Raw genomic sequence first — 22,787 nt, 5'->3', positions numbered from 1 at the left:
GATGGACCATGCGCTGGAAGGCACCCCTGAACGCCTTCCAGGTCGCCTTCGAGGGCCGACTCACCCCGGCCAACGACTGACCACCTCAACAACCAAGATCAGCCGTTAACTTGACAGACCCACACCCGGCAGGACATCGACCGACGTGAGGCCGCCGACGGGTGGGCCGAAACAGGGCTCGTGTTCACCACCAGCACCGGCGGGCCGATGGACCCGGCCGCGGTCCACCGCCACCACCAGGCCATCTGCGAACTCGCCGACGTCCGCTACATCCGCTTCCACGATCTCCGGCACACCTGTGCCACGCTGCTACTCGAACAGGGCGTGGACCTGGTGACGATCAAGGACCTGCTCGGCCACGCACAGGTCCACACCACCGCCGACATCTACTCCCACGTCCGGCTCCGCCTGCAACGCCACGCCATCGAATCCATGGACCAGGCGCTGCAACCCGACCAGCCCGACGACGACACCGTCTCCGGCGACTGAACCCGACCACCGACAGAACGCCCCGCTGGGATCACCGTCCCGGCGGGGCGCTCTCATGCCGGCTGCCGTCGGTCGGCTCGTAGGGCCAAGTGAAGAACCGCCGGTACAACGATCCTGACGTGGTGGCGGGCATGTCCACGCACGCTTCGACGAAGAACCGGGACAGGTAGAGCATCAGCGACACCCGCGCCCCGGCGAACTCGGCCAACAGTTGCCGCTTGCGGGTGAGACACGGCCACGCCTGCCCACACCCCGCGCAGGTCCAGGCCGGGCGAACCGGCAGGTGCATCGACATCGCTGCTCAACCCTCCGGGCACGTCGGTGGTCTACGGTGGGAGGGCCGGGCACGCACCCGGGTATGAAGAATGCCGATCTTCGTAACCGGTCCCGGCCCTCCCGGAACAGCACCAGCCAGGTCCGGACTCGATGCACGTCCCCGCTGGGCCTGCCACCAGGATCAGGGGAGAGAGATGACCATGGAAGCAGGCGAGGGTCTTCCCCCGTCTACACCCGACACCGCCGACTGCGGCGCGAAGCTGCGGGCCGCCCGCGAGGCCGCCGGGCACAGCCTCGCCGGCATGGCCGCGCTCACGCACTTCAGTAAGCCCTACCTCGGCCTCGTCGAAACCGGCCGCCGCCCCGCCACCCCCGACGTCGTCGAACGCTACGAACACGCCCTCGGCGTGCCGATCGGCACCCCAGCAGACCCGGTCCGGCTCACCCATGAATGGCTCATCGGCGGCCCACCTGTCCCTCGGCAGCTACGTGCCGGTCGTCGTATCGGCACCGGGCTCGTCGCATCGCTGGAATCCCGGCTGATCGAACTTCGGCACCTGGACGACACCGTCGGCAGCCGTACCCTGCTTCCCGTCATCCGCACCGAACTCGACCAGGCCGAACACCTCGCCCGCACCGCCTCCTACACCGACGTACTCGGCAAGCGGCTGTACACCGTGATCGGTGAACTGGCCCAACTCGCTGGCTGGGTCGCCAGCGACGCCGGCCGCTACCAGGACGCCCAACGGCTCTACCTGTCCGGCGTCACCGCCGCCGAATCGGCAGGAGACCGGGCACTGGGCGCGCAACTTCTCTCCAGCCTCGCCTACCAGATCACCAACATCGGCAAACGCGAAGACGCGCTGCTCATCGCCCGCTCCGCCGTCACCGGCGCACCCCACGCCAGTCCACTCGTCCGGGCGCTGCTGTTGGAACGCCTCGCCTGGGCCGCAGCCCGCCTACGCGACACCGACACCACCCGCCGCACCCTCGACGCCGTCAACGACGCCTACGACCAGCGCACCGACGGCATCGCCGAACCCGAATGGGTCTACTGGCTCAACCGGACCGAGATCGACGTCATGGCCGCCCGCTGCCTCATCGAACTCGGCACCCCAACCTCCGCCGAACCCCTCCTCACCCGAGCACTCGCCGGCTACAACCACGATCACGCCCGCGAAGTCGCCCTCTACCAAACCTGGCTCGCCGAAGGCCACGCCAGAGCCGGCGACCTCGACGCCGCCCGTGAGGTCCTCGCCCGCATCGACACCACCGCCATCGACGCCGGCTCCACACGCCTCCACCGCCGCATCGCCGCCGTGGATCGCCTCATCGACCGCCGCACACAGAAGAAGAAGCCCGTCAACAGCACCAGACGACCGACCGAGTAGGCCCCGGCCGATGGCTCGCTCAGCCCGGCGTGCGCCCACGTTGCTGTCATGGCTGCTGTCAAAATCGCCAACAATCGATGAACTGCCGACGGGCAGTTGAGCGAAAGCCCAGCTCCCTGCCAAGATCGACGCCATGACATCGCCGCAGCCGCCGTAGCAACGCCACACGTACTATGTGCTCGCCGGCACCACGCCGGTGTTGGTTCACAACTGCGGTGGTGCCACGTTCGTGGCAGACGCAAGCGGGACCGTAGTGCCCACAAGCGCTTCGCGGCTGGAGTCAGGATTGCAGGCGGCGGTCGACGCGGGAGAGGCTGGATTCAGCGCTTTCCCCACCCGTTCAGCAGGTACGGGCTTCCAATTGCCGGACGGCAGCAGGATCCGCATTATGCAGCCGTCAGCCAACGGAAATGCGGGGCTTCGAGCCTCGTTTACCAACGGTGCCGACGCGCCGGTGAGTCCCTTTACTGGCAGGCCGGTGCAGCCGCCGAGGGGCGTGAATCCGAAGCAATATGTCAGATCTCGGACGCATATTGAGTTGGAGCCGTAGTGTTTCCGTGGCTAGAGGAAATCAGGGCGTTTCTCCCGCTCACAGTCGCTGCTGTCGAGGCAGATGTCGATGGCGTCTGTCTCAGCGGGAACCAATGGCGTCTACGCGTTAACACAAACTGGTGTGTTTCTACAACTGGGATCGCTGCAATGTTTCCGTCGACTTCAGGGGACGCCGCGAAGGCTCACGATCTCGATGGTTTGATTGGAGAAGAGATTGTTCAAGTAAGCGCGTCGTCTCGCGATGTTGGGCTCGATCTAAGTTTGAGAACCCGAAGCGGACGCATCTTCGAAATTGTTAGTGACTACCCCTACGGAGAGTGGATATTCTCAGTGTGGCGCCGCGAAGATGAGCGCCAAGTACCAGTTTTTGATCTCGAAGGGCCTGTGGCACCTGATCTCATCTGAAGCCATTTGTCCGGTCCCGCCTTTAGCTACGTTAAGTGAGGGCGGGGCCACCAAGTGCGTGCAAGGGCGCCATGGTGCGAGCGCGTTGCCGTCACGGTTGCCGTCAAGCACACCCTGTGTATAGGCAGATATCAATGCCTTCTGGAGGTTCGGAGTTGGCAGACGTCGCCTGGTGGCGGCCAGGGTAGCTGCGCCGATTGACGGCAGCCGGCGCGTTGAAGCAATCCCGTCCTGCGATCGTCACGGCCGCGATCGTTTGGCCGCCCACCTGTCGTTCGGATGGCTGGCTGATGCTGGGCGTGCGCGCGGGGCCGTAGGCCGTAGCGCGTGCGCGCGGCTCGGCGATGGCCGGGCCGTCTTGATCCTGTAGAGCAGGTGAGGATCGGGCCGATCATGAAAGACGGCCCAGACAATATCATGTATCGGAACGGCAATGACTTACTTATCACGAAGACAGATGGAACCTTCGTAAGTATGTATCCCGGCGGAAATACCAGCACGTGGTTCGCCAACGGAACACCGAGGCCGTGTGCGTGTCCCGGCTGATGGGTTACAGGGCGGATCTGGAGGGCGGCATTGATGTCTGACGAGCTTCTGGTGGGCTTCCTGAGCAGCGCAGTTGTGCGTGTCAGACGCATCAACTACGTCTCGCCAGGAGGGCTCCGCGAATCCAATGAGGGGCCTGTAGAGGTTTCGCTGGACAACGGCGTCGTTTTCCGATTTGAATCTGGCGCTGATGGAGAATCCCTTCGGTTTGCGGTAGGTGAATGGGTTGATCCGTTCATTGAACCGCTCAGCCCCGAGAATCGAGCGTTTGTAGCTGAGTCGGGTAAATGGACGGCCTTCGACGTATCCAGTGATCCCAGTTTCGGCAGGCTGATCGGCGTACAGATTGGAGACGTGAATTTGTTGACGGCCTCAGGAAAGGTCGTTGGTATTGAGCTTGTATGCGGGTCTGCGACCTTGAGGGCCGAAGTTCGTGGCGACGAGTTGATCGTTAATTGTGGCGATTGCGCGGAGTAGTCGGCAGGGCTCCGGCCAGGGCTCCGGCAAGGTAGTTGTTTGACCGTTTCAGGTGATTCCGAGTAGTTGGAGTGGCCGGTAGGGGTTTCGGCTGTTGTGGCGTAGGGCTGCGGCGATGGTTGTGGTGGTGCCGGTCAGTCGGAGCAGGCTGATCGCTGTGTTGCGCAGGGTGGCCATGACGCGTGGCGCGTTGCCGGTGCGGATGCGGCTGGCGTCCTCGGCGTAGGTGGTGTCTCTGATGTGGTGCAGGGTTTCGATGGCCCAGTGTCCGCGTAGCCAGTCGGCGAGGTCGGCGGGGCTGGCCTGGGTGGTGGTCAGGTTGGTGATCGCGTAGACGGTGACGGTGGACCAGCGGCCGGTGGCCAGGTTCATCCGTCGGCGGCGGATTCGTAGCGCTTGCACGGCGTGCGGGAAATCCAGGGCGAGGGCTGGGGTGCAGGTGACTGCTTGCAGGCGGCGGATGTCGTAGCGGCCGTGCCCGCGGGTGCTGGTCTCGTCCTGGGTCGGGATTTTCGCCCAGGGCAGCGTTTTGAGCTGGTGGTACAGACGCGGCTGGTTCTTCTTCACGGTGAACAGATAGCCGGCCTTCTTGTCGTCGACCAGCCAGCGGGCGTGCTCACGCTGGGTGTGCAGAGCGTCTGCGGTGACGACCACCGCGGTCAGGTCGAGCGGGGTCAGCAGCGGCTGGAAGCGGGTCAACTCGTTGGTCTTGCCGGCCACATCGACTTGGCCGAGGACCGCCCCTGTGTGCTGATCCAGCACTGCCAGGAGATGCACCTGACTGCCGGCCGGGCCGCTGCCCCGCAAGGTTTTGCCGTCCACGCTGTACACCTGCCGTCCACCGCCCGCTGGCGGCCGGGACGCGAGGATCCACCGGCCGACTGTGTCGTCCAGGGCGTCGGCGTCGATCCCGGCCAAAATCCGCCGGAACGTGGACTCGTCCGGAGCCCGGAACCGGCCGTGAACGGATCCCGGAACACGCCCAGCTCGGCGAGAACCTGCTGCGGCGCGTCGTCGGCCCATTCCGCGACCGCCGTTACGGAGCGGGCACCGGTCAGTACCGCCGCGACGAGTGTGGCCAGGACTCCGGGCAGCGCATGGACGACACCGCGAGGGTCTCGCCGGTCCGGCACTGCCGCCAATGCCCCGACCAGGCTCGACCGGCGCCCGACCGGCACCGGCTCGTCCAGGCGGTCCGCGTGCACGGTCACAACGTCAATCAGCGATGATGATCCCAACGGGCGTGGTCCTCTTTGATCTTCCCAGACTCGACACCTGGATGATCATCGAAAGGCCGCGCCCGCCTCTATACCACCATGATCCGGAGCGTCTACACCCAAACGCCCACAACGGCCATATCGCTACCTTGCCGGAGCCCTGCCCTTCGAGGCAGGGTTGCGCCCCTGGCGCGGATGTCTCGCCGGCGCCCTGACGACGCGGAGTTCCCGGCTGGCTCGTCGCCTCTCCAGCGGTGATGATCTGGAACATCAGGTTCGCCGTACGTTCCGGCGTGCGTGGGTGTTGCTGTCATGGCTGCTGTCACCAGCGACACCGATGATGTTCGGTGGAGTCAGCCGCAAATGAACGCGCAGGTGAGACCCGCCATTACCTGGCGTGACATCGTTGCTGAGTCCACACGTACTATGTGGTAGCCGGTGACGCGCCCGTACTCGTACACAACTGCGGCGCGGCCAAGAGTGCCGTGGGCGATCTCCGCGCCAGTGGCACTGTTTCGAAGAAGCGGAACATCGCGGCGGGAGAGGTTTCCATTAATGGCAGTAGCCCCATCCTTATGAAGTCAGTCAGTGGTGGTGCAACGCGCCGCGGGACCGTGGCCAATGTTGGCGAACCGGGAAATCCGCAGCGTCTAATTCCGCAGGTTGTCCGCGGCGGGAATAATAACCGCTTTTTCGACACGGAGTTTAAGATTCTTAACCAACTGGCAAACGACCTCGGTCCGTCGTCGAGTTCAATCTCGGGAAGCGTCAATCTTCATACCGAGTTCCCGGTTTGCGACTCTTGCGGAAGTGTCATATCTCAGTTCAGTAGAATGTTCCCAGGAATCCGGGTAACGGTAACTACCGGCTGAGGGTGGCACATGCTCACTAGGCAAGCTCATCAGGCAGTAGAGCAAGAAGATCTCGTCCTATTAGCAGAGCTATTGGATCGGGGTGCCGATATCGACTCCGAAGTTGACGGCCTAACTCTGCTGCAGCTCGCAATCGATGTCGAGATCGACGGTCACACCCAGACAGGAGAGCCCTTGCATTTAGATACAACCGCTTTCCTCTTGGCGAGAGGGGCCGATCCCACCCTGCGGTCCGACGGCGGCCACGGCGCTAGCGCAGAAGAATACGCCAGCGCCAGGGGTCATTGGCTCGCCGCATGCCTGATAAAGGCATGGCTGAACCGACCCTCCAGCAGCTGAGCAGCGCAACATCGAATTTGACAAGTGGGGGCGAAGCTGCCCCCACTTGTCAAATTCGATGTTGCAGTAGTGGCATGGTGGCAAGACGCCCAGCGGACCCAGTGACGACGAGGTCCGCAAGGCCAAGCAGGTCACGGAAAAGAAGCTCCTCGACGTCGTGATCGAGGCCGGTGGACAGATCCTCATGGAGGTCCTCGGGATGTAACTGTTCAGGTGGCTTGAGTTTGGTGGCCTGGGCCTGCTGATCCGGGTTGACGTCCACTATGGGATGATCTTGGGGTGGTGTCGGGCCGGGGTGGTGAGCTTCCGTCGTATGACGAACTCGCCGCCGCTGTGGTCGGGCTGACGGCGCGGCTGGACGAGCTTTCGGCCCGGATCGGTGTGCTTGAAGCGGACAACACGCGGCTGGTCGCGGAGAACGAGGCGTTGCGGGCGGAGAACGCCGAGTTGCGGCGCCGGTTGGGGTTGACCTCGAAGAACTCCAGCATGCCGTCGTCGTCGGAGGGGTTGGACAAGCCACCGGCGACCTCGACGCGGACCCGTAGTGGCCGCAAGCCTGGTAAGTAGCCGGGTAGCGCGGGTACGGCGTTGTCGCAGGTGCCGGTCGCGGACGCCGAAGTCGATCATTACCCGCCGGAGTGCGGCAGCTGCGGCGGCGGCCTCGATCCGATGGCGGGGCCGGCGGGTGATCCGGTCGTGCGGCAGGTCTTCGACGTGCCCGAGGTCCGGGTGCGGGTCACCGCGCATCTGCTGCACCAGTTGCCCTGTTCGGGCTGCGGTGCGCGGACCCGCGCGGTCGCGCCGCCGGGCGTTTCGGCGTCGGCGGTGTACGGGCCGACGGTCACGATGCTGGCCGCCTACCTGGCGGCGCAGCACCACGTCCCGGTCGCCCGAGTCGTGGAGGTCCTCGCTGATCTGGCCGGGATCGAGGTCTCTACCGGCTGGGTCACGACTGCCTGTGCCCGGATGGCCGTGGCCGTCGCGCCGGCCAACGAGGCGATCCGCGACGCGATCGCCGCCGCACCGGTGGCGTATTTCGACGAGACGGTGACCCGGGTCGCCGGGCGTAACCACTGGCTGCACGCGGCCGCGACCGGCCGGTTGACCGCGTATCACATCGACGAGCACGGACGGGCGGCCTTGTCGATGACCGCGTTCGGGATCCTGCCCCGCTTCACCGGCGTCGCCGTGCACGACGCATACAGCGGCTACGACGGCTTCACCACCTGCACGCACACCTTTGTGTAACGCGCACATCCCGCGTGAGGCGACCGGGATCGGCGAGTTCGACCCACACACGCGTGCCGACGGCTGGGCCGAGGACCTGGTCACCCTGCTCGGCAACACCCACCGCCGGGTGGCCCACTGGCGCGATCGAGGCCACACCGGCCTGCCCGCGTTCACGTACGACGACCTGTCCACACGCTACGACCACGTCGTCGACCGAGCCCTGGCCGTCCACCCCGCCCGACCCGGCAGACAGACACCAACCCGCAACCTGGCGTTACGACTACAAGCACGTAAAACCGAGTTCCTACGGTTCGCCGCCGACTTCACCGCCAGGTTCTCCAACAACGTCGCCGAACAAGCCGTCCGGATGGTCAAGTCCAAGACCCGAGTCAGCGGCGGCTTCCGCACACTTCAAGGCACTCAAACCTTCCTGGCCATCCGTGGCTACATCTCAACCATCCGGAAGAACGACCTCCGCACGGCTACCGAACTCCACAACGCACTCCTCGGCAACCCATGGATGCCCCCAACCACCGCATAACCTGAACAGTTACTCTTCGTGGTCCCGAACAGTGAGCCGCTAGATCTGACTGGGCGCATCGTCCGCTCTGGGAGGAATTAGGGATGAGGTACATCAAGGTTCTGTGGGAGCATGACTTGCCCGATGATCCTGTGCTCTACCTCAGCGAACTCGGCGAGGATGGCTACGAGGTTCGTAAGGTTTAGCTCTATCGCGGCGGAAGGTCCGAGTGGGCCGACGGGCATCATGAGACGGCGAAGGTTGGCCTCTCGGAGGTTCCCTTTCCGTCGGTTGAGGAAATTTCGAGCCAGTCCGACTGTCGAGCTGAGCTGATAACCTCAGAGGAGTTCGAGCGTGCTTGGAGTGACGCGCGAGCCAAGGCCTAACCTCTAGGTTTAGCATGACCGAGGAGGTCATTCATTCACGCGCGCTGGATTTTAAGCTAGCTTGCTCGGTGGTCGTTACGGCGTAAATGCAAAGCGGGCATCGGAACACACCGGTGCCCGCTTTGTTCTGCCCCTGTCTGTGGCTTGGCCTGCCATTTCTGCTCGGTGATTCGATTGTCGCGCAACGTAGTCAAGGTGCTTTGGAGTGCGCCTGGGGGCGTGGCTGTCCGGCTGGGTTGCGGTCAAGATTGATGTCGGATGCGTACAATGAGGTGATCTCAGTAACGCATATGGGTTGATTGGCGCGACACGGGCGAAGGCGGCGAGTCGGGCGGTGGTGGAGACAGGCGTGGAGCCATCGATAGACATGTCCTTGCGACAGATCCACGTCTTCGAGAGGGCTCCACGTGATTGCCTATCGTGCCATGGTCGACGTCCCGAGGGAACTCGTGCAGCATCTCGCGCGGCTGCTGTACGTACAGCGCCGGGCTTGCGGGACTCGCCGTGGCACTCGGGCGTTGACCTGCTTCTACCAGGCCCTGATGGTGCTCGTGTGGTTCCGCAAGGGTGAGGACATGACCTTGCTGGCAGCCGGCTTCGGTATCTCCCGGGCGACGGCGTACCGCTACCGCGACGAGGGCATCACGGTGCTCGCCGCCCAGGCGGCCGACCTGCACACCGCTCTGCGTCGGGCCGCCGCCGACGGCTGGTCCCACGTGATCCTCGACGGCAAACTGTTCGACTGCGACCGGCTCACCGAAACCACCACGAGCGTCAAGGGCGAGGTCATCGACGCCTGGTACTCCGGAAAACACCGCGACGTCGGCGCGAACATCCAAGCGATCATGCGCCCAGACGGGCTGCCGATCTGGACCTCGGAAGCGATGCCCGGACATCTACACGACACCAGCTGCGCCCGCGACCTCGGGATCACCGCCGCCCTGAACTGGTCCGCCGCCGAACTCGACCTACCCGCCCTGGCCGACTCCGGCTACGAAAGCACAGGCCACGGCATCAAGACCCCGATCAAGCAGCCCACCGACAGCAGCCGCCTCGCACCCGACAACCGCGCCTACAACCGACTGCTCCGCGGCCTGCGATGGCAAGGCGAACGCGGCTTCGCCATCCTGATCGGACGCTGGAAAACGCTACGCCATACAAACATCAGCCCACGCCGAATCGGCGACATCGTCGCCGCCGCATTACACCTGACCCACTTCGAGTACAAATACCTACCAGAAAGTCGTTGAGATCACTTCAATGTATGCACATGCACAATCATTGATGGCAGTGTTGCTGTCCGGCCGCGTAAGTCATTTGGTTGCGCTCCGCGCAGCGGTGCGGCGTCGATCCCCAGAACCACCCGCCTGGTCCGCTCCGTGAGGGGATCGTTTCGGCTCCGGCTGGCGCTCGGGCTGCTGGTCGGTCAGCTCGTCGATGCTTTGGTCGCCGCCGGTCGCGGCTATCTCTCCAGGTTGCCGTCACCGTCGCCGTCAACATTGATAACCTTCGACTAGGAGGGGTGGCGCTCTCCACGGAAGGCCAGGTGAGAGGTCAAGAAACATAGGTTACACGGCGTGACGGGGTGAAAATCCCACACGTACTATGTGTTAGCCGGCACAATGCCGGTACTTGTCCACAACTGCGGATCGGGCAATTCAGATGACCTGATTCATGTTTATCGGGCTGCGCAGAAGGGGAATGGGGCCGATGAACTTGCTAACGGACTTAACCCTGCTCGGCACGCGGGTGGCAACGGTCGCGCCTATGTTGGGGATGAAGGCGTGGCGCAGAAGTACGCCGATTACTCAGTCGGTACGCACGAGGACTACTATACGAATTTCACGTTCAAGCGTTCAGAGTTCGAGGAGCACTTCGGTATAGGGCTCGAGTATGAAGGAGGCCCTAGTTTGGAATGGGAAATCCCGCATGGGAAGATTGGCCTCTTCAACCGTCTGACGCTGAATAGGGAGAAGTTGTGGGCGCCGTGGTAGAAAGCCGAGACATTCATGACCTCCCCCTGTCGCAGTGGGGTCAGGTGGGCAATGAGCTGGTCGGACGTATGGTTGAGGTCCGGATACTGTGCGTTCATGCTTTCGGTGTAGGTGTCGAAATGACTGCGCAGGGCGCCTACGGTCACGTCAACCCTCCTCGCGTTACTGATGGCCGTTTCACGATCGAGGAAACGGCTAAGCATATCGGCGAAGTGAGGAGGGCCGTCGTGTTGGCAGCGGACCCGGGTCGGCAGCCCACTCTGACACTTCGTCCGTCTGAAATTCCGACTTCCTGATATCTTCGCTTAACCCTCGTTCCCGCCGGTCGGCGACGTGTTCGGCGCGCATCCGGGCGGCGGATCGGGTCAGCCGGTTGCGGAGTTCCCATTCGCGGTTGCCTTTGCGGCCGCGTCGGCCCCGGTGCTGCAAGGTGACTCGGCGGCGGACCTCGGTGACGCAGGCGTTGGCCAGCTGGACGAGGTCGAAGTGGTTGACGACCAGCTGGGCGTGCGGTAGGACCCGCTGGATGGCGGACTTGAAGATCGTGTACATGTCGATCGCGACGTAGCGGACCTGATCACGCACGCTGGCGGGCGGGCCAGCAGCCAGTCGGCCACGACCTTCGCGGTGCCCTCGACCTGCCCGAGCAGTCCCTGCCCGCCCGACAGATCCACGAAGCTGACGTGCCAGCGGTCGACGGTGCTCTGCCAGGCGCCGGTGGCCTCGTCGAGGACGAACTTCGGCCGGCCCCGGCGGATCTCGTGGATGCCCAGCACCTCGACAGGTTGCGGCTGCATGGGCAGCACCGCCGCCGCGTGCGCCGCGAACGCGGCGGCGACGACCGGCCACGACAGGTCGTGATCCCGGGCCGACTGCACGACCGTGCGTCCGCCGTCGGCGACCGCCGCGCCAGTCGCTTGGCAGCCGGCCTGTCATCCGCTTGCGGGCCGGCGCAACGGGCACCGCCTCGGTGAACGACCCCCGCGCACAGGCAGGCTCGTCACAGCGCCAGCGGCGCTTACACCACCGCAACGCCGGCCGCCGCCCACCCACAGCAGGTCACGCGTCAACCGACCCCCATCAACTTCGAAGAGCCGTCATGAGTGTAGATGTGTGACTTCTCGATGCCGCGGTCCCGTTGGTCGGAATGCCGACAATTGTTGCGACACTGGCGGCGGGAAGTGCGGCGACGATCTTCGGCCGAATCGCGGTTGACCTGCACGGATGATGTCGGCGTCCGTTTTGTGGCGCCGTTCGGCCCCTGCTCCCACGTCTTCTTCCCCGCACCAAGATTACTTTGTGCCGGCCTATGTTGGGTCCCGACAGATCCCAGCCTGCGCTGGCAATGGTTGTCTGCCGGAGGAATGTGATGGAAGACGAGACCGGAACGCGGCTTGGTCCGCGGCGGCCCTTCCTGCGGTTGCTCTTCATGGCCGGGAAAATCCTTGGTGCTGTGGCCGCGACCGCCACCATCGTCGTGGGGGTGTTCGAGGTGGCTGAGCGCGTCGCTCCGCAGCCCGCGCCTGCGGTCAGCGAGAGCTTCACAGCCAGCTCGCCCGCGACGCCTACCACCAGCGGCTTACGGGCCAACGGGGACGAGCGGCTCATACAGGTCGCGGATTGCGTGCGCAACGTGGCCGATCCGGAGAGCCCGGTGTACGAGCTCGCCACATGCGGCCCTGGGACGCAGCAGGTGGTGGCCAGGCTGGAACAGGTCATCGACGACGAGAATCAGGCCGACGCGCTGTGTGCGAAGGAGGCCCCTACCTTCGCCGACTACCACTACTCGAACTGGGCGAAGCGCTCCGACTACATCAACGTGCTGTTCTGTCTCCGCTGAGAGCGGTTCGGGGGGGCTCGCGTCAAGACCGTTCAGCTACCAGGTGTCCGGTCCGACGCCCCCGAGCTGCACCCCTCACATCAGGAAGGGCCCCCTCCGCTGCCGGAGGCGTCGACAAGGTGCCCTGCCTTGCGCTCAGCGGCAGTGCGTAACAATGGGCGCGTGACGTCCCCCCGTGATCTTGTGCTGCTGGGTTGTACCGGGTCGATCGGTACGCAGGCCATCGACATCGTGCGGCGCAACCCGGGCCGGTTCCGGGTGGTGGCGCTCGGTGCCGGTGGCGGCAACATCGGGCTGCTCGCCGCTCAGGCGCTCGAACTCGGTGTCGAGGCGGTCGGGGTGGCGAAGGCGTCCGCCGCGCAGGACCTTCAGCTGGCGTTCTACGCCGAGGCGAGCCGGCGGGGCTGGGCCAGCGGCGAGTTCAAGCTTCCCAAGATCGTGGCCGGGCCGGAGGCGATGACCGAACTGGCGCAGTGGCCGTGCGACGTCGTACTCAACGGGGTGGTGGGGTCGCTCGGGCTGGCGCCGACGCTGGCGGCGCTGCGCGCCGGGCGTACGCTCGCGCTTGCCAACAAGGAGTCGCTGGTGGCTGGCGGCTCGCTGGTCAAGGGCGCGGTGACGCGGCCGGAGCAGATCGTCCCTGTCGATTCGGAGCACTCGGCGCTGGCGCAGTGCCTGCGCGGCGGCACCCGGGGGGAGGTAAGCCGGCTGGTGGTGACCGCCAGCGGTGGGCCGTTCCGGGGTAGGCGGCGCGACGAGTTGACGGCGGTCACGCCGGAGCAGGCGCTCGCCCACCCGACCTGGAACATGGGGCCGGTCGTCACGATCAACTCGGCGACCATGGTCAACAAGGCGCTTGAGGTGATCGAGGCGCACGAGCTGTTCGACGTGCCGTACACCGACATCACCGTCATGGTGCACCCCCAGTCGGTGATCCACTCGATGGTCGAGTTCGTCGACGGGTCGACGTTGGCCCAGGCCAGCCCGCCCGACATGCGGCTACCGATCGCCCTCGGGCTGGGCTGGCCGGAGCGGGTACCCGAGGCCGCCGCCGCCGTCGACTGGACCGCCGCGCACACCTGGGAGTTCGCGCCGCTGGACGACGAGGTGTTCCCGGCCGTGGCGTTGGCGAAGGCGGCCGGGGAGGCGGGCCGCTGCCGGCCGGCGATCTACAACGCGGCGAATGAGGAGTGCGTTGCGGCGTTCGTCGCGGGGCGGCTGCCGTTCCTCGGCATCGTCGACACGTTGCAGCGCGTGTTGGAGGAGGCTCCCGACTTCGGTGAACCGGGTACCGTCGAGGACGTACTCGGAGCCGAGTCGTGGGCGCGCACACACGCGCAGGAGATCATCGCTGCTGCGGTGGAAGGAGCTTGATGTCGTTCGCGTTCGGGGTGGTGCTGTTCGCCCTCGGCATTCTCATCTCGGTGAGCCTGCACGAGGCCGGGCACATGCTCACCGCCAAGGCCTTCGGCATGAAGGTCACCCGCTATTTCGTCGGCTTCGGCCCCACCCTCTGGTCGTTCAAGCGTGGCGAGACCGAATACGGTCTCAAGGGCATCCCGCTCGGTGGATTCTGCAAGATCGTCGGCATGACGCCGCAGGACGACGACGTCGAGCCCGGCGACGAGAAGCGGGCCATGTGGCGTTACCCGGTGTGGAAGCGCACCATCGTGATGTCCGCCGGGTCGGTCACCCACTTCGGGTTGGCGATCTTCGCCGCCTGGCTGGCCGCGATGACCTTCGGCCTGCCCAACCCCAACTTTCCCAGCACCGAAGAGCAGTTCCGCAGCGAGCCGGCGGTGATCGCCCTCCAGGACTGCGTGCTACCCGACACCACCTACCGGGCCTGCGTGACAAGCGACGCGCCGAGCCCCGCCGCCACGGCCGGGCTGCTGAACGGCGACCGGATCACGTCGATCAACGGCACCCCGATCGCCAACTACGGTGACCTGCTCACCACCCTGCGAGCCGTCAGCCCCGGCAGCACCGCACAGATCGGATACGAACGCGACGGTCAGACCGGTACCGCCGAGACGGTTCTCGCGACCACCAAGCGCCCGCCGATCGACGACCCGAACGGGCCGGTCGGCGACGTCGCGGCCCTCGGCATCGGCCTGGTCGTCTCCACCCCTGGCCTGGTCAGTTACGGCCCGGTGGAGGCAGTCGGCGCGACCAGCACCTTCATCGGCGACATGGCGGTGGCCACCGCGCAGGCCCTGCAGCGGCTGCCGGAGAAGATCCCCGCCCTGTGGACCGCCATCACCGGCGGCGAGCGGGACATCGACACCCCGATCAGCGTGGTCGGTGCCAGCGTCCTCGGCGGCGAGGCAGTCGCCAACGACGCCTGGGAACTGTTCATCATGCTGTTCATCTCGTTGAACTTCTTCATCGGGGTGTTCAACCTGCTGCCACTGCTGCCGCTGGACGGCGGCCACATCGCCATCGCCTGGTTCGAACGGGCCCGTTCCTGGGTGTACGCGCGGCTGCGTAAGCCCGACCCGGGCCGGGTCGACTACTTCAAGCTGATGCCCTTCACGTACGTGGTGATCCTGATCGGTGGTGTCTTCACCCTGCTCACCATCACCGCGGACGTGGTCAACCCGATCACCCTCTTCCCAAAGTGAGTGCCTGAAGTGACCGCTGTCAGTCTCGGTATGCCCGCCGCACCGCCGCCACAGCTCGCGCCCCGCCGGTCCAGCCGCCAGATCATGGTCGGGTCCGTGCCGGTCGGTGGTGGCGCGCCCGTGTCGGTGCAGTCGATGACGACCACCCTCACCTCCGACGTCAACGCCACCCTGCAGCAGATCGCCGAGTTGACCGCGTCCGGGTGCCAGATCGTCCGGGTGGCCGTACCCAGCCAGGACGACGTGGAGGCGTTGCCGGCGATCGCGAAGAAGTCGCAGATCCCGGTGATCGCCGACATCCACTTCCAGCCGAAGTACGTCTTCGCCGCGATCGACGCGGGATGCGCGGCGGTCCGGGTGAACCCGGGCAACATCCGCCAGTTCGACGACAAGGTCGCCGAGATCGCTCGGGCGGCGTCGGCCGCAGGTACGCCCATCCGGATCGGCGTCAACGCCGGTTCCCTGGACAAGCGGCTGCTGGCCAAGTATGGCAAGGCGACCGCAGAGGCGCTCGTCGAGTCAGCCCTATGGGAGTGTTCGCTGTTCGAGGAGCACGGCTTCCGAGACATCAAGATCTCGGTGAAGCACAACGACCCGGTGGTGATGATCCGGGCGTACCGGCAGCTCGCCGAGCAGTGCGACTATCCGCTGCACCTCGGGGTGACCGAGGCGGGGCCGGCGTTCCAGGGCACCATCAAATCCGCTGTCGCCTTCGGGGCGCTCCTGGCCGAGGGGATCGGCGACACCATCCGGGTGTCGCTGTCCGCGCCGCCGGTCGAAGAAATCAAGGTCGGAAACCAGATCCTGGAGTCGCTCGGGCTGCGTGAACGCGGCCTGGAAATCGTCTCCTGCCCGTCCTGCGGGCGGGCTCAGGTCGACGTCTACAAGCTTGCCGAGGAGGTGACCGCCGGCCTGGAAGGGCTGCCGGTGCCGCTGCGGGTAGCCGTGATGGGCTGCGTGGTCAACGGGCCCGGCGAAGCCCGCGAGGCAGACCTGGGGGTGGCCTCCGGTAACGGTAAGGGTCAGATCTTCGTCAAGGGGCAGGTCATCAAGACAGTACCCGAGGCACAGATCGTGGAAACCCTGATCGAGGAGGCGCTACGGCTCGCCGACGAGATGGGTGCGGAGCTACCCGAGGAACTACGCGACCTGCTTCCTGGCGCCACAGTAACCGTGCACTGACGACGCGACCTCGACCCCAGCACCCGCCAGCGCTCCCCGTCGAACGCCGGTACCAACCAGCGCTCGCCGCTTGCGCGTGGACGGAGGGCGGCGCGACAGGTATCGGCGCGGGTCGGGCACCGTGCACGGGTAGATGTCACGAGGGCGGCCAGCTACCGGTGGCAGCCCTCGGCGCGTACGGGTGTCACTCCGACTCGGCGAGGATCGCGTACAGCTTGCGGCGGGTCTCGTCGAGCACCTGGGCGGCCCGTTCCCGCTGGTCGTCGGTGCCTGTCCTCATCACCTGACGCAATGCCTGCATGGCCTGCATGCCGGCGTGACGGGTGTCGTGCCAACTGTTGATGGTGTCCTCGGCGACCTCTGCCCAAGGGGGTGTGTGGGCCGCCTCTTCGGCTTCGGTGTGGCCCTGCCCGGTGAGCGTGAACCGCTTGCGGGCACCGCCGGACTCCTCGATGGTGACGATGACGCCCTCGTCCTCAAGCAACTGGAGGGTGGGGTAGATCGAGCCGGGGCTGGGTCGCCAGCTCCCGCCGGTGCGGGAGTCGATTTCCTGGATCATTTCGTATCCGTGCATCGGCCGCTCGGTGAGCAGGGCCAGTACCGCGTTGCGGACGTTCGGCCGGCGTCCCCGTGCCCGGCCCCCACCGCCTCGACCGTGCCCGGAGCCGTGCCCGTCGGGTGGGAAGGGGGGGCCGGCAGGGAACGACGGGAATCCGAATCCCCGCATCCGGCGCTCGCGCGGCGTGTGCCCGCGTCGATGGAACTTCATCCGTCTGCCTCCATCACAGAACTATCTTTGATGCATCGACGATATATCGCCAACACAGCGGCGACAAGTCGACCACCGGGATTCGACGCTCAGTGAGGGCGCTGAAGATGATTTGTCATCATTCGACCGGCCCGTTCATCGACGCGGTACCCGACGGTCGAGCCGTCGTTACCGTCCGCCAACACGCGGTCAACGGATCTGGCAGGCTGTAACCGTGCTGACGGCGCCGGTGCGGCAAATCGGGGAATCGGAACGGCGCGCGGTCGAGCGGTTGCTCGATCTCGACCCGTTCGCGAGCGCGCAGGTCGCGGAGCGGGTCGCCGCGCGCGGGCTGGCCTGGTGGCGGGCCGAAGGCCGCGTCCTGGGTTACGGTTCCCGCCGCAACCTCGAATCCGTGTGCTGGCTCGGTGGCAACCTCACCCCGGTGCTGGCCGGACCACAGGCCATCGCCGCCTTCGCCGACCTGCTCGCCGACGAGGAACGACCCTGCTCATCGATCGTCGGGCGGGCCGACGCCGTCCTGCACCTGTGGGAGCGGCTCTCCCGGACCTGGGGCCCGGCCCGCGACGTACGTTCGAACCAGCCTCTGCTGGTCGCCGACGCGCTGCCCCCGGTGCCCGTCGACCCGCAGGTGCGCCGGGTACGCAGCGGTGAAGTGGACAAGCTCTTCCCGGCCGCGGTAGCGATGTACACCGAGGAGGTCGGCGTGTCGCCGCTTGCCGATGACGGCGGTCGCGGGTACCGCCGCCGGGTCACCGACCTGGCCCGCTCAGGCCGGGCGTACGCCCGCTTCGTCGACGGGCGGGTGGTCTTCAAGGCCGAACTGGCGGTCGTCACCCGGCGCACCGCGCAGATCCAGGGGGTGTGGGTGGACCCCGAGTGGCGGGGACGCGGCATCGCCACCGCAGCGATGGCAGCGGTCGTCAGCGACGCGCTGGCCCGGGTAGCGCCGACGGTCAGCCTGTACGTCAACGACTTCAACCTGCCCGCCCGGCGCGTCTACCAACGATGCGGCTTCCGCCCGGTCGGCACCCTGGCGACCGTGCTGTTCTGAGCTGCCCGCTGCCCCGAAAATGCGTTGAGCTGGGCGGCCCGGCAAAGCAGGCTGGACACTCCGCCACCCGACCGGAGGATCCGACCCATGCGCCTGCTCCGCGATCTGTGGGTCACCTCCTCGCGCCGGATGACCCTGGTGGTCGCACTGATCCTGCTCGGTGGCGTCGGCCAGGCAGCCACCGCCGCACTCGCCGGGCCGGTGCTGCTGCACCGCTCCGTCGGATTCTTCACACTGTTGTCGGTGGCGCTTGTCGTCTCGGTCGTCAGCGACCTGGTGGTCAGCCTGGTGATGGCCGGCGTGACCGCCGACTGGTCCGCCGATCTGCGTCGTCGATTGTGTCGGGTGGCGCTGGGACAGCCCGTACCCGCCCTGGAGACAACTCCGGTCGGGGAGATGCTCGACCGGATCGACGGTGACGTGTACGACGTCGCCTCAGGGGTACGTGGCCCCGGCGTGCGGCTGGCCCAGGCGCTCGCCGTCGGCCTGCTGTCCACGCTCGTCGCGCTAACCGTGTGGTGGCCGGCTGGAGTCGGCATGCTGCTGCTCTGCGTTCTGCTCGCGGTCACGCTGCGCCGTCCCGCCGGCCGGATCGCCCCGGCCCGGATGCACGAAGAGGCGGCCTGGTCGGACCTCGCGGCGGTAATGGAGGAGGCCATCCACGGTCAGGACGACGTACGTACGAGTCTGGCCCGGCCCTACGTGCTTCGCCTGTACGCCCGCCGTGCGGCCGAGGTGCTGCGCCGGGGCCTACGGGTGTGGCAGATGTCGGCGCAGGTCAACACCGTCGCGGCCGGGATGAGTCGCGTCGGTGTGGCAATGGTTGTGCTCGGCGGTGTGTGGGCGCTGTCCACCGGCCGGGTCGATGCCGCCCGGATGACCGCGATCTGGCTGCTCGCCCTCTCCCTCGGCATGACCGTCGAACACGTCAGCCGGATGGTGCCGGAGGTGCAATACGCCCTCGGCGCGTGGGGGCGGGTCCAACTGCTCTCGGCCGCACCGCAGGAACCAGTCGGTGGCACCGCCCCCAGTGACGGCGACCTGGTCATCCGTGGCCTGACCTACCGATATCCGAGCGCCGGGCCGGATGCCGACCGTGCCCCCGCGCTGCGGGACATCAACCTGACCTTCGTACGCGGCCGTTCGTACGCCCTGGTCGGCCGGACCGGATCAGGTAAGTCGACGCTGGCCAAGCTGCTCACCCGAGCCGTCGACGTGCCACCGGGCGTGGTGCTGCTCGGCGGGCGAGACGTGCTCGACCTCGACGTCGAGCAGCTACGCCAGTGGGTCGCCGTGGTGCCGCAGCGCACCGAGATCCTCGCCGGAACGCTCGCCGAGAACGTGGCGCTCTTCGACCCCGGGCTGCTCGACTCCGCCGCCCGGGCCCTGCACGAGCTGGGGTTGACCAACTGGATCGCCGAGCTGCCGGCGGGTCTGGACACCCGCCTCGGCGAGGGGGGCCACGTGCTCTCGGCCGGTCAGGAGCAGTTGGTCGCCTTCGCCCGGATCCTGGTCCGTGATCCGCACGTGGTGGTCCTCGACGAGGCCACCGCCCGACTCGATCCAGTCACCGAAGCCCGGGTGCAGCGGGCCACAGAGCGGCTGCTGCGTGACCGGATCGGCGTCGTCATCGCTCACCGGCTGTCGTCGGTGAGCCGCTGTGACGAGGTGGTGGTGCTTGCCGACGGTGCGGTGGTCGAGGCCGCCCCGCTGGCCGAGTCGCGGCGCTTCGCCGAGTTGCTGGCGGCCGGCCACGACGGCGGGCGCGGTGTCGACGCGGGGCCCGGGCTGCTGCCGGAGCCGGAGAACGACCGCGACGAGCCGGTACTGGTCGGTGCCAACTCCGCCGCCGTCGCCGCATCTGCCGGCACGCACGGCCCGATGAGCGCGGTGGACACGTCCGTAGGTGCCGGTACGGCAACCGTACGTGGCGTGGACGTGCTGGTGCCCGGCGAGACCGACGAGGGCAGAGGGGCACATCTGCCGGCCGATCCTGAGCTGCCCGCCCGCCGGGCCGTCGCGGCAGACCTGCCGGTAGGCGACCGGCGGCCCGCATCGCGGACCCGAACCCTGCGGGAGATCGTTCGGCTGTGCCGCAACGACCCCCGGTACGGCGCGGCGGCGGTGGGCATCTTCGCCGTACTGGCGATCCTCGGCCTGGACGGGCCGGTGCTCGCCTGGCTCTGGGCCGACGTGGTGGACGGCACCGGCGATCCCTGGCTGCCCGCCCTGGGCATCGCGGCCGGGCTGATCCTCGCCATCCCGTCGCACTACTGGACTCACCTGTGGTTTCCCGCCTGGTGGGTGCGACAGATGCTGCGGATCAGCGCCCGCCTGGTCCACGGACAGACCGGCCCCCGACGGGTCAGCCGGCACACCCCCGCCGAGGTGGTGGCCCAGGGCGGCGACACCGAACGGGTCGTCCAGCTCGCTGACAACGTGCTCGACCAGGTCGTCTCCCTGATCCTGCTGGTCGCCATGACCCTGATCACCGGCAGCGTGGTGCCGGGGCTGTTCTTCGTGGGCACGATGGTGCTCTCCGGTCTGGCCGCCACAGCGTTCGGGCCGAAACTGGAGGGCGCGGCCCGCGACACCGTCGCCGCCCGGGCAGCGTTCGCCACCGCGCTGGTTTCCACGCTGTCGGCGGCCCGCACGGTGAAACTGGCCGGGGCGACCCGACCGGTGCTGGCCCACCTCGCCAACCTCGACACCGTACGCAGCGAACGGCAGCGCCGGGAGATCGCCGTGCAGGTCTGGGCGCGTTCCACACCGGCGGTGGCCAGCGGACTCTTCCCGATCGGCGTGTGGGCCCTGTACCTGACCGGTGGACTGTCCGCTGGTGCGGCTTTGGTCGCGGTCGCCACGCTGGGCGCGGCCCGCTGGTTCGCCTGGACCACCGCGTCACTTGTCTCCCAGGTGCCCTCGGCGCGGGTGTGGACCCGGCGGACAGCGGAGATGACCGGGGTCGAGGCGTACTCGGTACGGGTGCCCGGGGTCGACCTGGCAGCCGGCACCGCACCCGCTCCGACGGTGCCACCGCGTAACCCGCTGCGTCGGCTCGACCTGGTCGGTTTCGGCGTCCGTCACACCGACGGCACCACCGCGGTACGCGACGTGGATCTGACCGTGGCACGCGGTCAACTGGTCCTCGTGCTCGGGCCGGTCGGCTCGGGCAAGTCGTCGCTGCTACGGGCCCTCGCAGGTATCGCCCCGCACACCGGGCTGCTGACTTGGAACGGCGAACCGGTGGATGAGCCGGAGCTGTTCCTGCGACCCAACCAGGTCGGCTATGTCGGACAGATGCCCCGGGTGCTCTCCGGCACGGTCGCCGACAACATCACCCTCGGACATCAGGTGGACGCCGAGGAGGCGGTCAGCACCGCCCAGCTCGACCATGACCTGGCCGCCACCGGCAGTGGGCTCGGCCTGCTCATCGGGCACAAGGGCACCCGCTTGTCCGGTGGACAGCTGCAACGGCTGGCGCTGGCCCGGGCCCTGGCTCCGCGTACCGAGCTGCTGGTGGCCGACGACGTCTCCTCCGCGTTGGACGTCACCACCGAACTGGCGCTGTGGCAGGCGTTGCGGGACCGTGGCGTCACTGTGGTCGGTTCCACCTCGAAGCGGGCCGCGCTGGTACGGGCCGATCACGTCGTGGTGCTCGTCGGCGGTACGGTGGCGGCTCAGGGCACATGGCGTGACCTGGAGCGACACTGGGCCCACCTGGCCGGCTGACCGGCCACGGCAGCACGATGCGCCGCTCGTCTCTCGGGCTCGGCGGCCGGTGTGACGGCCGGGCGGGGCGCCGCCAGGGTGACGGCGGTAGCGAAACCCCAAAGCGCGGCCACCAGCAGCAGCATCCGCTCCAACACGCCCACCAGGGAACCGCGTCCGGCGAACAGCATGGCCAGACCGACCGCGCCCGCGAGCGGTAGCGCCGCGGCGGCCGCCAGGACGGCGGCCCGGCGCAGCGGACGCCCCGCAGTCGGGGCCACGACCACGGCGATCATCGCGAATACCACCGCCGCCGTCGCAGCGACGCTGGCCCCGCCGTGCACCAGATCCGCCACGGTGGCCTGCTCGAACGGCGGCAACGGGCAGCCGGCACTGCAGGTCACCGCGCCGGACAGGACCGTGGCCAGACCACCGGCGACGAGTAGTCCCGCCGCGACCCGCAACACCTTGTCGACTCCGGCGGCACCGCCCGCCCGCCGCCGCTGCGGTGCCGGTCCGGCCGGAGGCACCCCTGCGGCCCGCAACGCGGCGGCCAACAGCAGCAACGCCATGGCCAGGACGAAAACGCCGGTCCGGTACGTCCAGGCGTAGCCGCTGCCGACGACACCGGCCTCGCTGACGTACCCGGTCGGACCCGGACCCGGACCGGCGACAACGGCGAACGTCACGGCGGCCACCCCGACGCAGACCGAGCCGGCGGAAGCTGCGGCGACCAGCCGGACCGCTGTGCGTTCAGCCATCCCGGTGGGGCGGCGTCCAGCGGTGCAGCTCCGGCCCGAGGTGTGCCCCGACGGGGTGGGCTGGGCCTGTGCCATGCCCACAACCTATCCGGCACGCACCGGAGATATCCTGGCCGTCGGTGTGTCCCCGTGGACCCGGTTACCCACCCTCC

Annotated in this window: 18 protein-coding genes and 2 pseudogenes; 13 read left to right on the top strand and 7 right to left on the bottom strand. The window is 67.2% G+C overall.

Translation table 11 applies throughout. The annotated features are described in order from the left end of the window. Nucleotides 1-126 precede the first annotated feature (126 nt). A pseudogene (locus HCA58_RS16835) lies at nucleotides 127-489 on the top strand (site-specific integrase); the annotation flags it as partial. Between the two features lie 31 nt (nucleotides 490-520). On the opposite strand, the gene HCA58_RS16830 reads toward HCA58_RS16835, so the two are convergent. Continuing rightward, complete coding sequence (locus HCA58_RS16830) at nucleotides 521-784, bottom strand: flavin reductase (protein ID WP_169598789.1); 264 nt, start codon at nucleotides 782-784, stop codon at nucleotides 521-523. Between the two features lie 175 nt (nucleotides 785-959). Here HCA58_RS16830 and HCA58_RS16825 point away from each other — a divergent pair, with 175 nt between their 5' ends. Next, complete coding sequence (locus HCA58_RS16825) at nucleotides 960-2,156, top strand: helix-turn-helix transcriptional regulator (RefSeq protein ID WP_169598788.1); 1,197 nt, start codon at nucleotides 960-962, stop codon at nucleotides 2,154-2,156. A 1,536-nt stretch (nucleotides 2,157-3,692) separates the two neighbouring features. Beyond that, nucleotides 3,693-4,136: a hypothetical protein gene (locus tag HCA58_RS16820; RefSeq protein ID WP_169598787.1), complete on the top strand. Its 444-nt coding sequence runs from the start codon at nucleotides 3,693-3,695 to the stop codon at nucleotides 4,134-4,136. Between the two features lie 48 nt (nucleotides 4,137-4,184). Here the strand turns inward: HCA58_RS16820 and HCA58_RS16815 are convergent, their stop codons facing one another. The 3 genes and pseudogenes from HCA58_RS16815 to HCA58_RS16805 all read right to left on the bottom strand — a co-directional run bounded on the left by HCA58_RS16815 (nucleotide 4,185) and on the right by HCA58_RS16805 (nucleotide 6,826). Further along, entirely contained in the window at nucleotides 4,185-5,159 is a 975-nt protein-coding gene (locus HCA58_RS16815; RefSeq protein WP_240956346.1) for an ISAs1 family transposase, read from the bottom strand. A gap of 20 nt (nucleotides 5,160-5,179) precedes the next feature. After that, nucleotides 5,180-5,269: pseudogene (locus tag HCA58_RS23610) on the bottom strand (DDE transposase family protein); the annotation flags it as partial. Between the two features lie 1,344 nt (nucleotides 5,270-6,613). Next, nucleotides 6,614-6,826, bottom strand: coding sequence for a hypothetical protein (locus tag HCA58_RS16805; protein ID WP_169598785.1), 213 nt, complete (start codon nucleotides 6,824-6,826; stop codon nucleotides 6,614-6,616). Nucleotides 6,827-6,897: 71 nt separating this feature from the next. Between HCA58_RS16805 and HCA58_RS23605 the strand changes: the two genes are divergently transcribed. The 4 genes from HCA58_RS23605 (at nucleotide 6,898) to HCA58_RS16785 (ending at nucleotide 9,950) form a co-directional block, all read left to right on the top strand. Then, nucleotides 6,898-7,131, top strand: a complete 234-nt coding sequence (locus HCA58_RS23605) for a DUF6444 domain-containing protein (RefSeq protein ID WP_346776018.1) — start codon at nucleotides 6,898-6,900, stop codon at nucleotides 7,129-7,131. 30 nt (nucleotides 7,132-7,161) lie between these two features. Further along, on the top strand, nucleotides 7,162-7,812 hold the full coding sequence (locus HCA58_RS16795; RefSeq protein WP_346776017.1) for a transposase: 651 nt from the start codon (nucleotides 7,162-7,164) through the stop codon (nucleotides 7,810-7,812). After that, a complete protein-coding gene (locus HCA58_RS16790; protein ID WP_169598782.1) occupies nucleotides 7,805-8,335 on the top strand; it encodes a transposase in 531 nt (176 codons plus the stop codon). The genes HCA58_RS16795 and HCA58_RS16790 overlap by 8 nt, the downstream gene beginning before the upstream one ends. Before the next feature lie 790 nt (nucleotides 8,336-9,125). Next, nucleotides 9,126-9,950 (top strand): transposase family protein, encoded by an 825-nt coding sequence (locus HCA58_RS16785; RefSeq protein ID WP_169598781.1) that lies wholly within the window; start codon nucleotides 9,126-9,128, stop codon nucleotides 9,948-9,950. A gap of 939 nt (nucleotides 9,951-10,889) precedes the next feature. Here the strand turns inward: HCA58_RS16785 and HCA58_RS16780 are convergent. Continuing rightward, nucleotides 10,890-11,630 (bottom strand): transposase, encoded by a 741-nt coding sequence (locus tag HCA58_RS16780; protein WP_240956365.1) that lies wholly within the window; start codon nucleotides 11,628-11,630, stop codon nucleotides 10,890-10,892. Nucleotides 11,631-12,063: 433 nt separating this feature from the next. Between HCA58_RS16780 and HCA58_RS16775 the strand changes: the two genes are divergently transcribed. The 4 genes from HCA58_RS16775 to ispG all read left to right on the top strand — a co-directional run bounded on the left by HCA58_RS16775 (nucleotide 12,064) and on the right by ispG (nucleotide 16,340). Further along, the gene (locus HCA58_RS16775) at nucleotides 12,064-12,534 is read left to right on the top strand and encodes a hypothetical protein (RefSeq protein WP_169598779.1); all 471 of its coding nucleotides are present in this window, start codon (nucleotides 12,064-12,066) and stop codon (nucleotides 12,532-12,534) included. Nucleotides 12,535-12,696: 162 nt separating this feature from the next. Beyond that, entirely contained in the window at nucleotides 12,697-13,908 is a 1,212-nt protein-coding gene (gene dxr / locus HCA58_RS16770) for a 1-deoxy-D-xylulose-5-phosphate reductoisomerase (protein WP_169598778.1), read from the top strand. Continuing rightward, nucleotides 13,908-15,158: a site-2 protease family protein gene (locus HCA58_RS16765; protein WP_169598777.1), complete on the top strand. Its 1,251-nt coding sequence runs from the start codon at nucleotides 13,908-13,910 to the stop codon at nucleotides 15,156-15,158. Before dxr ends, HCA58_RS16765 begins: the two co-directional genes overlap by 1 nt. Before the next feature lie 9 nt (nucleotides 15,159-15,167). Further along, the gene (gene ispG, locus HCA58_RS16760) at nucleotides 15,168-16,340 is read left to right on the top strand and encodes a flavodoxin-dependent (E)-4-hydroxy-3-methylbut-2-enyl-diphosphate synthase (protein ID WP_169598776.1); all 1,173 of its coding nucleotides are present in this window, start codon (nucleotides 15,168-15,170) and stop codon (nucleotides 16,338-16,340) included. Nucleotides 16,341-16,524: 184 nt separating this feature from the next. Here the strand turns inward: ispG and HCA58_RS16755 are convergent, their stop codons facing one another. Further along, the gene (locus HCA58_RS16755) at nucleotides 16,525-17,109 is read right to left on the bottom strand and encodes a PadR family transcriptional regulator (protein WP_169598775.1); all 585 of its coding nucleotides are present in this window, start codon (nucleotides 17,107-17,109) and stop codon (nucleotides 16,525-16,527) included. Between the two features lie 214 nt (nucleotides 17,110-17,323). Here HCA58_RS16755 and HCA58_RS16750 point away from each other — a divergent pair, with 214 nt between their 5' ends. Next, entirely contained in the window at nucleotides 17,324-18,163 is an 840-nt protein-coding gene (locus HCA58_RS16750; protein WP_169598774.1) for a DUF4081 domain-containing GNAT family N-acetyltransferase, read from the top strand. Nucleotides 18,164-18,250: 87 nt separating this feature from the next. Beyond that, nucleotides 18,251-21,895: an ABC transporter ATP-binding protein gene (locus HCA58_RS16745; RefSeq protein WP_169598773.1), complete on the top strand. Its 3,645-nt coding sequence runs from the start codon at nucleotides 18,251-18,253 to the stop codon at nucleotides 21,893-21,895. Here the strand turns inward: HCA58_RS16745 and HCA58_RS16740 are convergent. Next, nucleotides 21,844-22,710, bottom strand: a complete 867-nt coding sequence (locus tag HCA58_RS16740) for a DUF998 domain-containing protein (protein WP_240956344.1) — start codon at nucleotides 22,708-22,710, stop codon at nucleotides 21,844-21,846. The genes HCA58_RS16745 and HCA58_RS16740 overlap by 52 nt on opposite strands. Between the last annotated feature and the right edge of the window lie 77 nt (nucleotides 22,711-22,787).

This window comes from Micromonospora sp. HNM0581 (assembly GCF_012726175.1).
Classification (GTDB): domain Bacteria; phylum Actinomycetota; class Actinomycetes; order Mycobacteriales; family Micromonosporaceae; genus Micromonospora.
The sequence above is the reverse complement of the archived record's forward strand: the minus strand, read 5'-3'. Positions and strand labels throughout refer to the sequence as shown.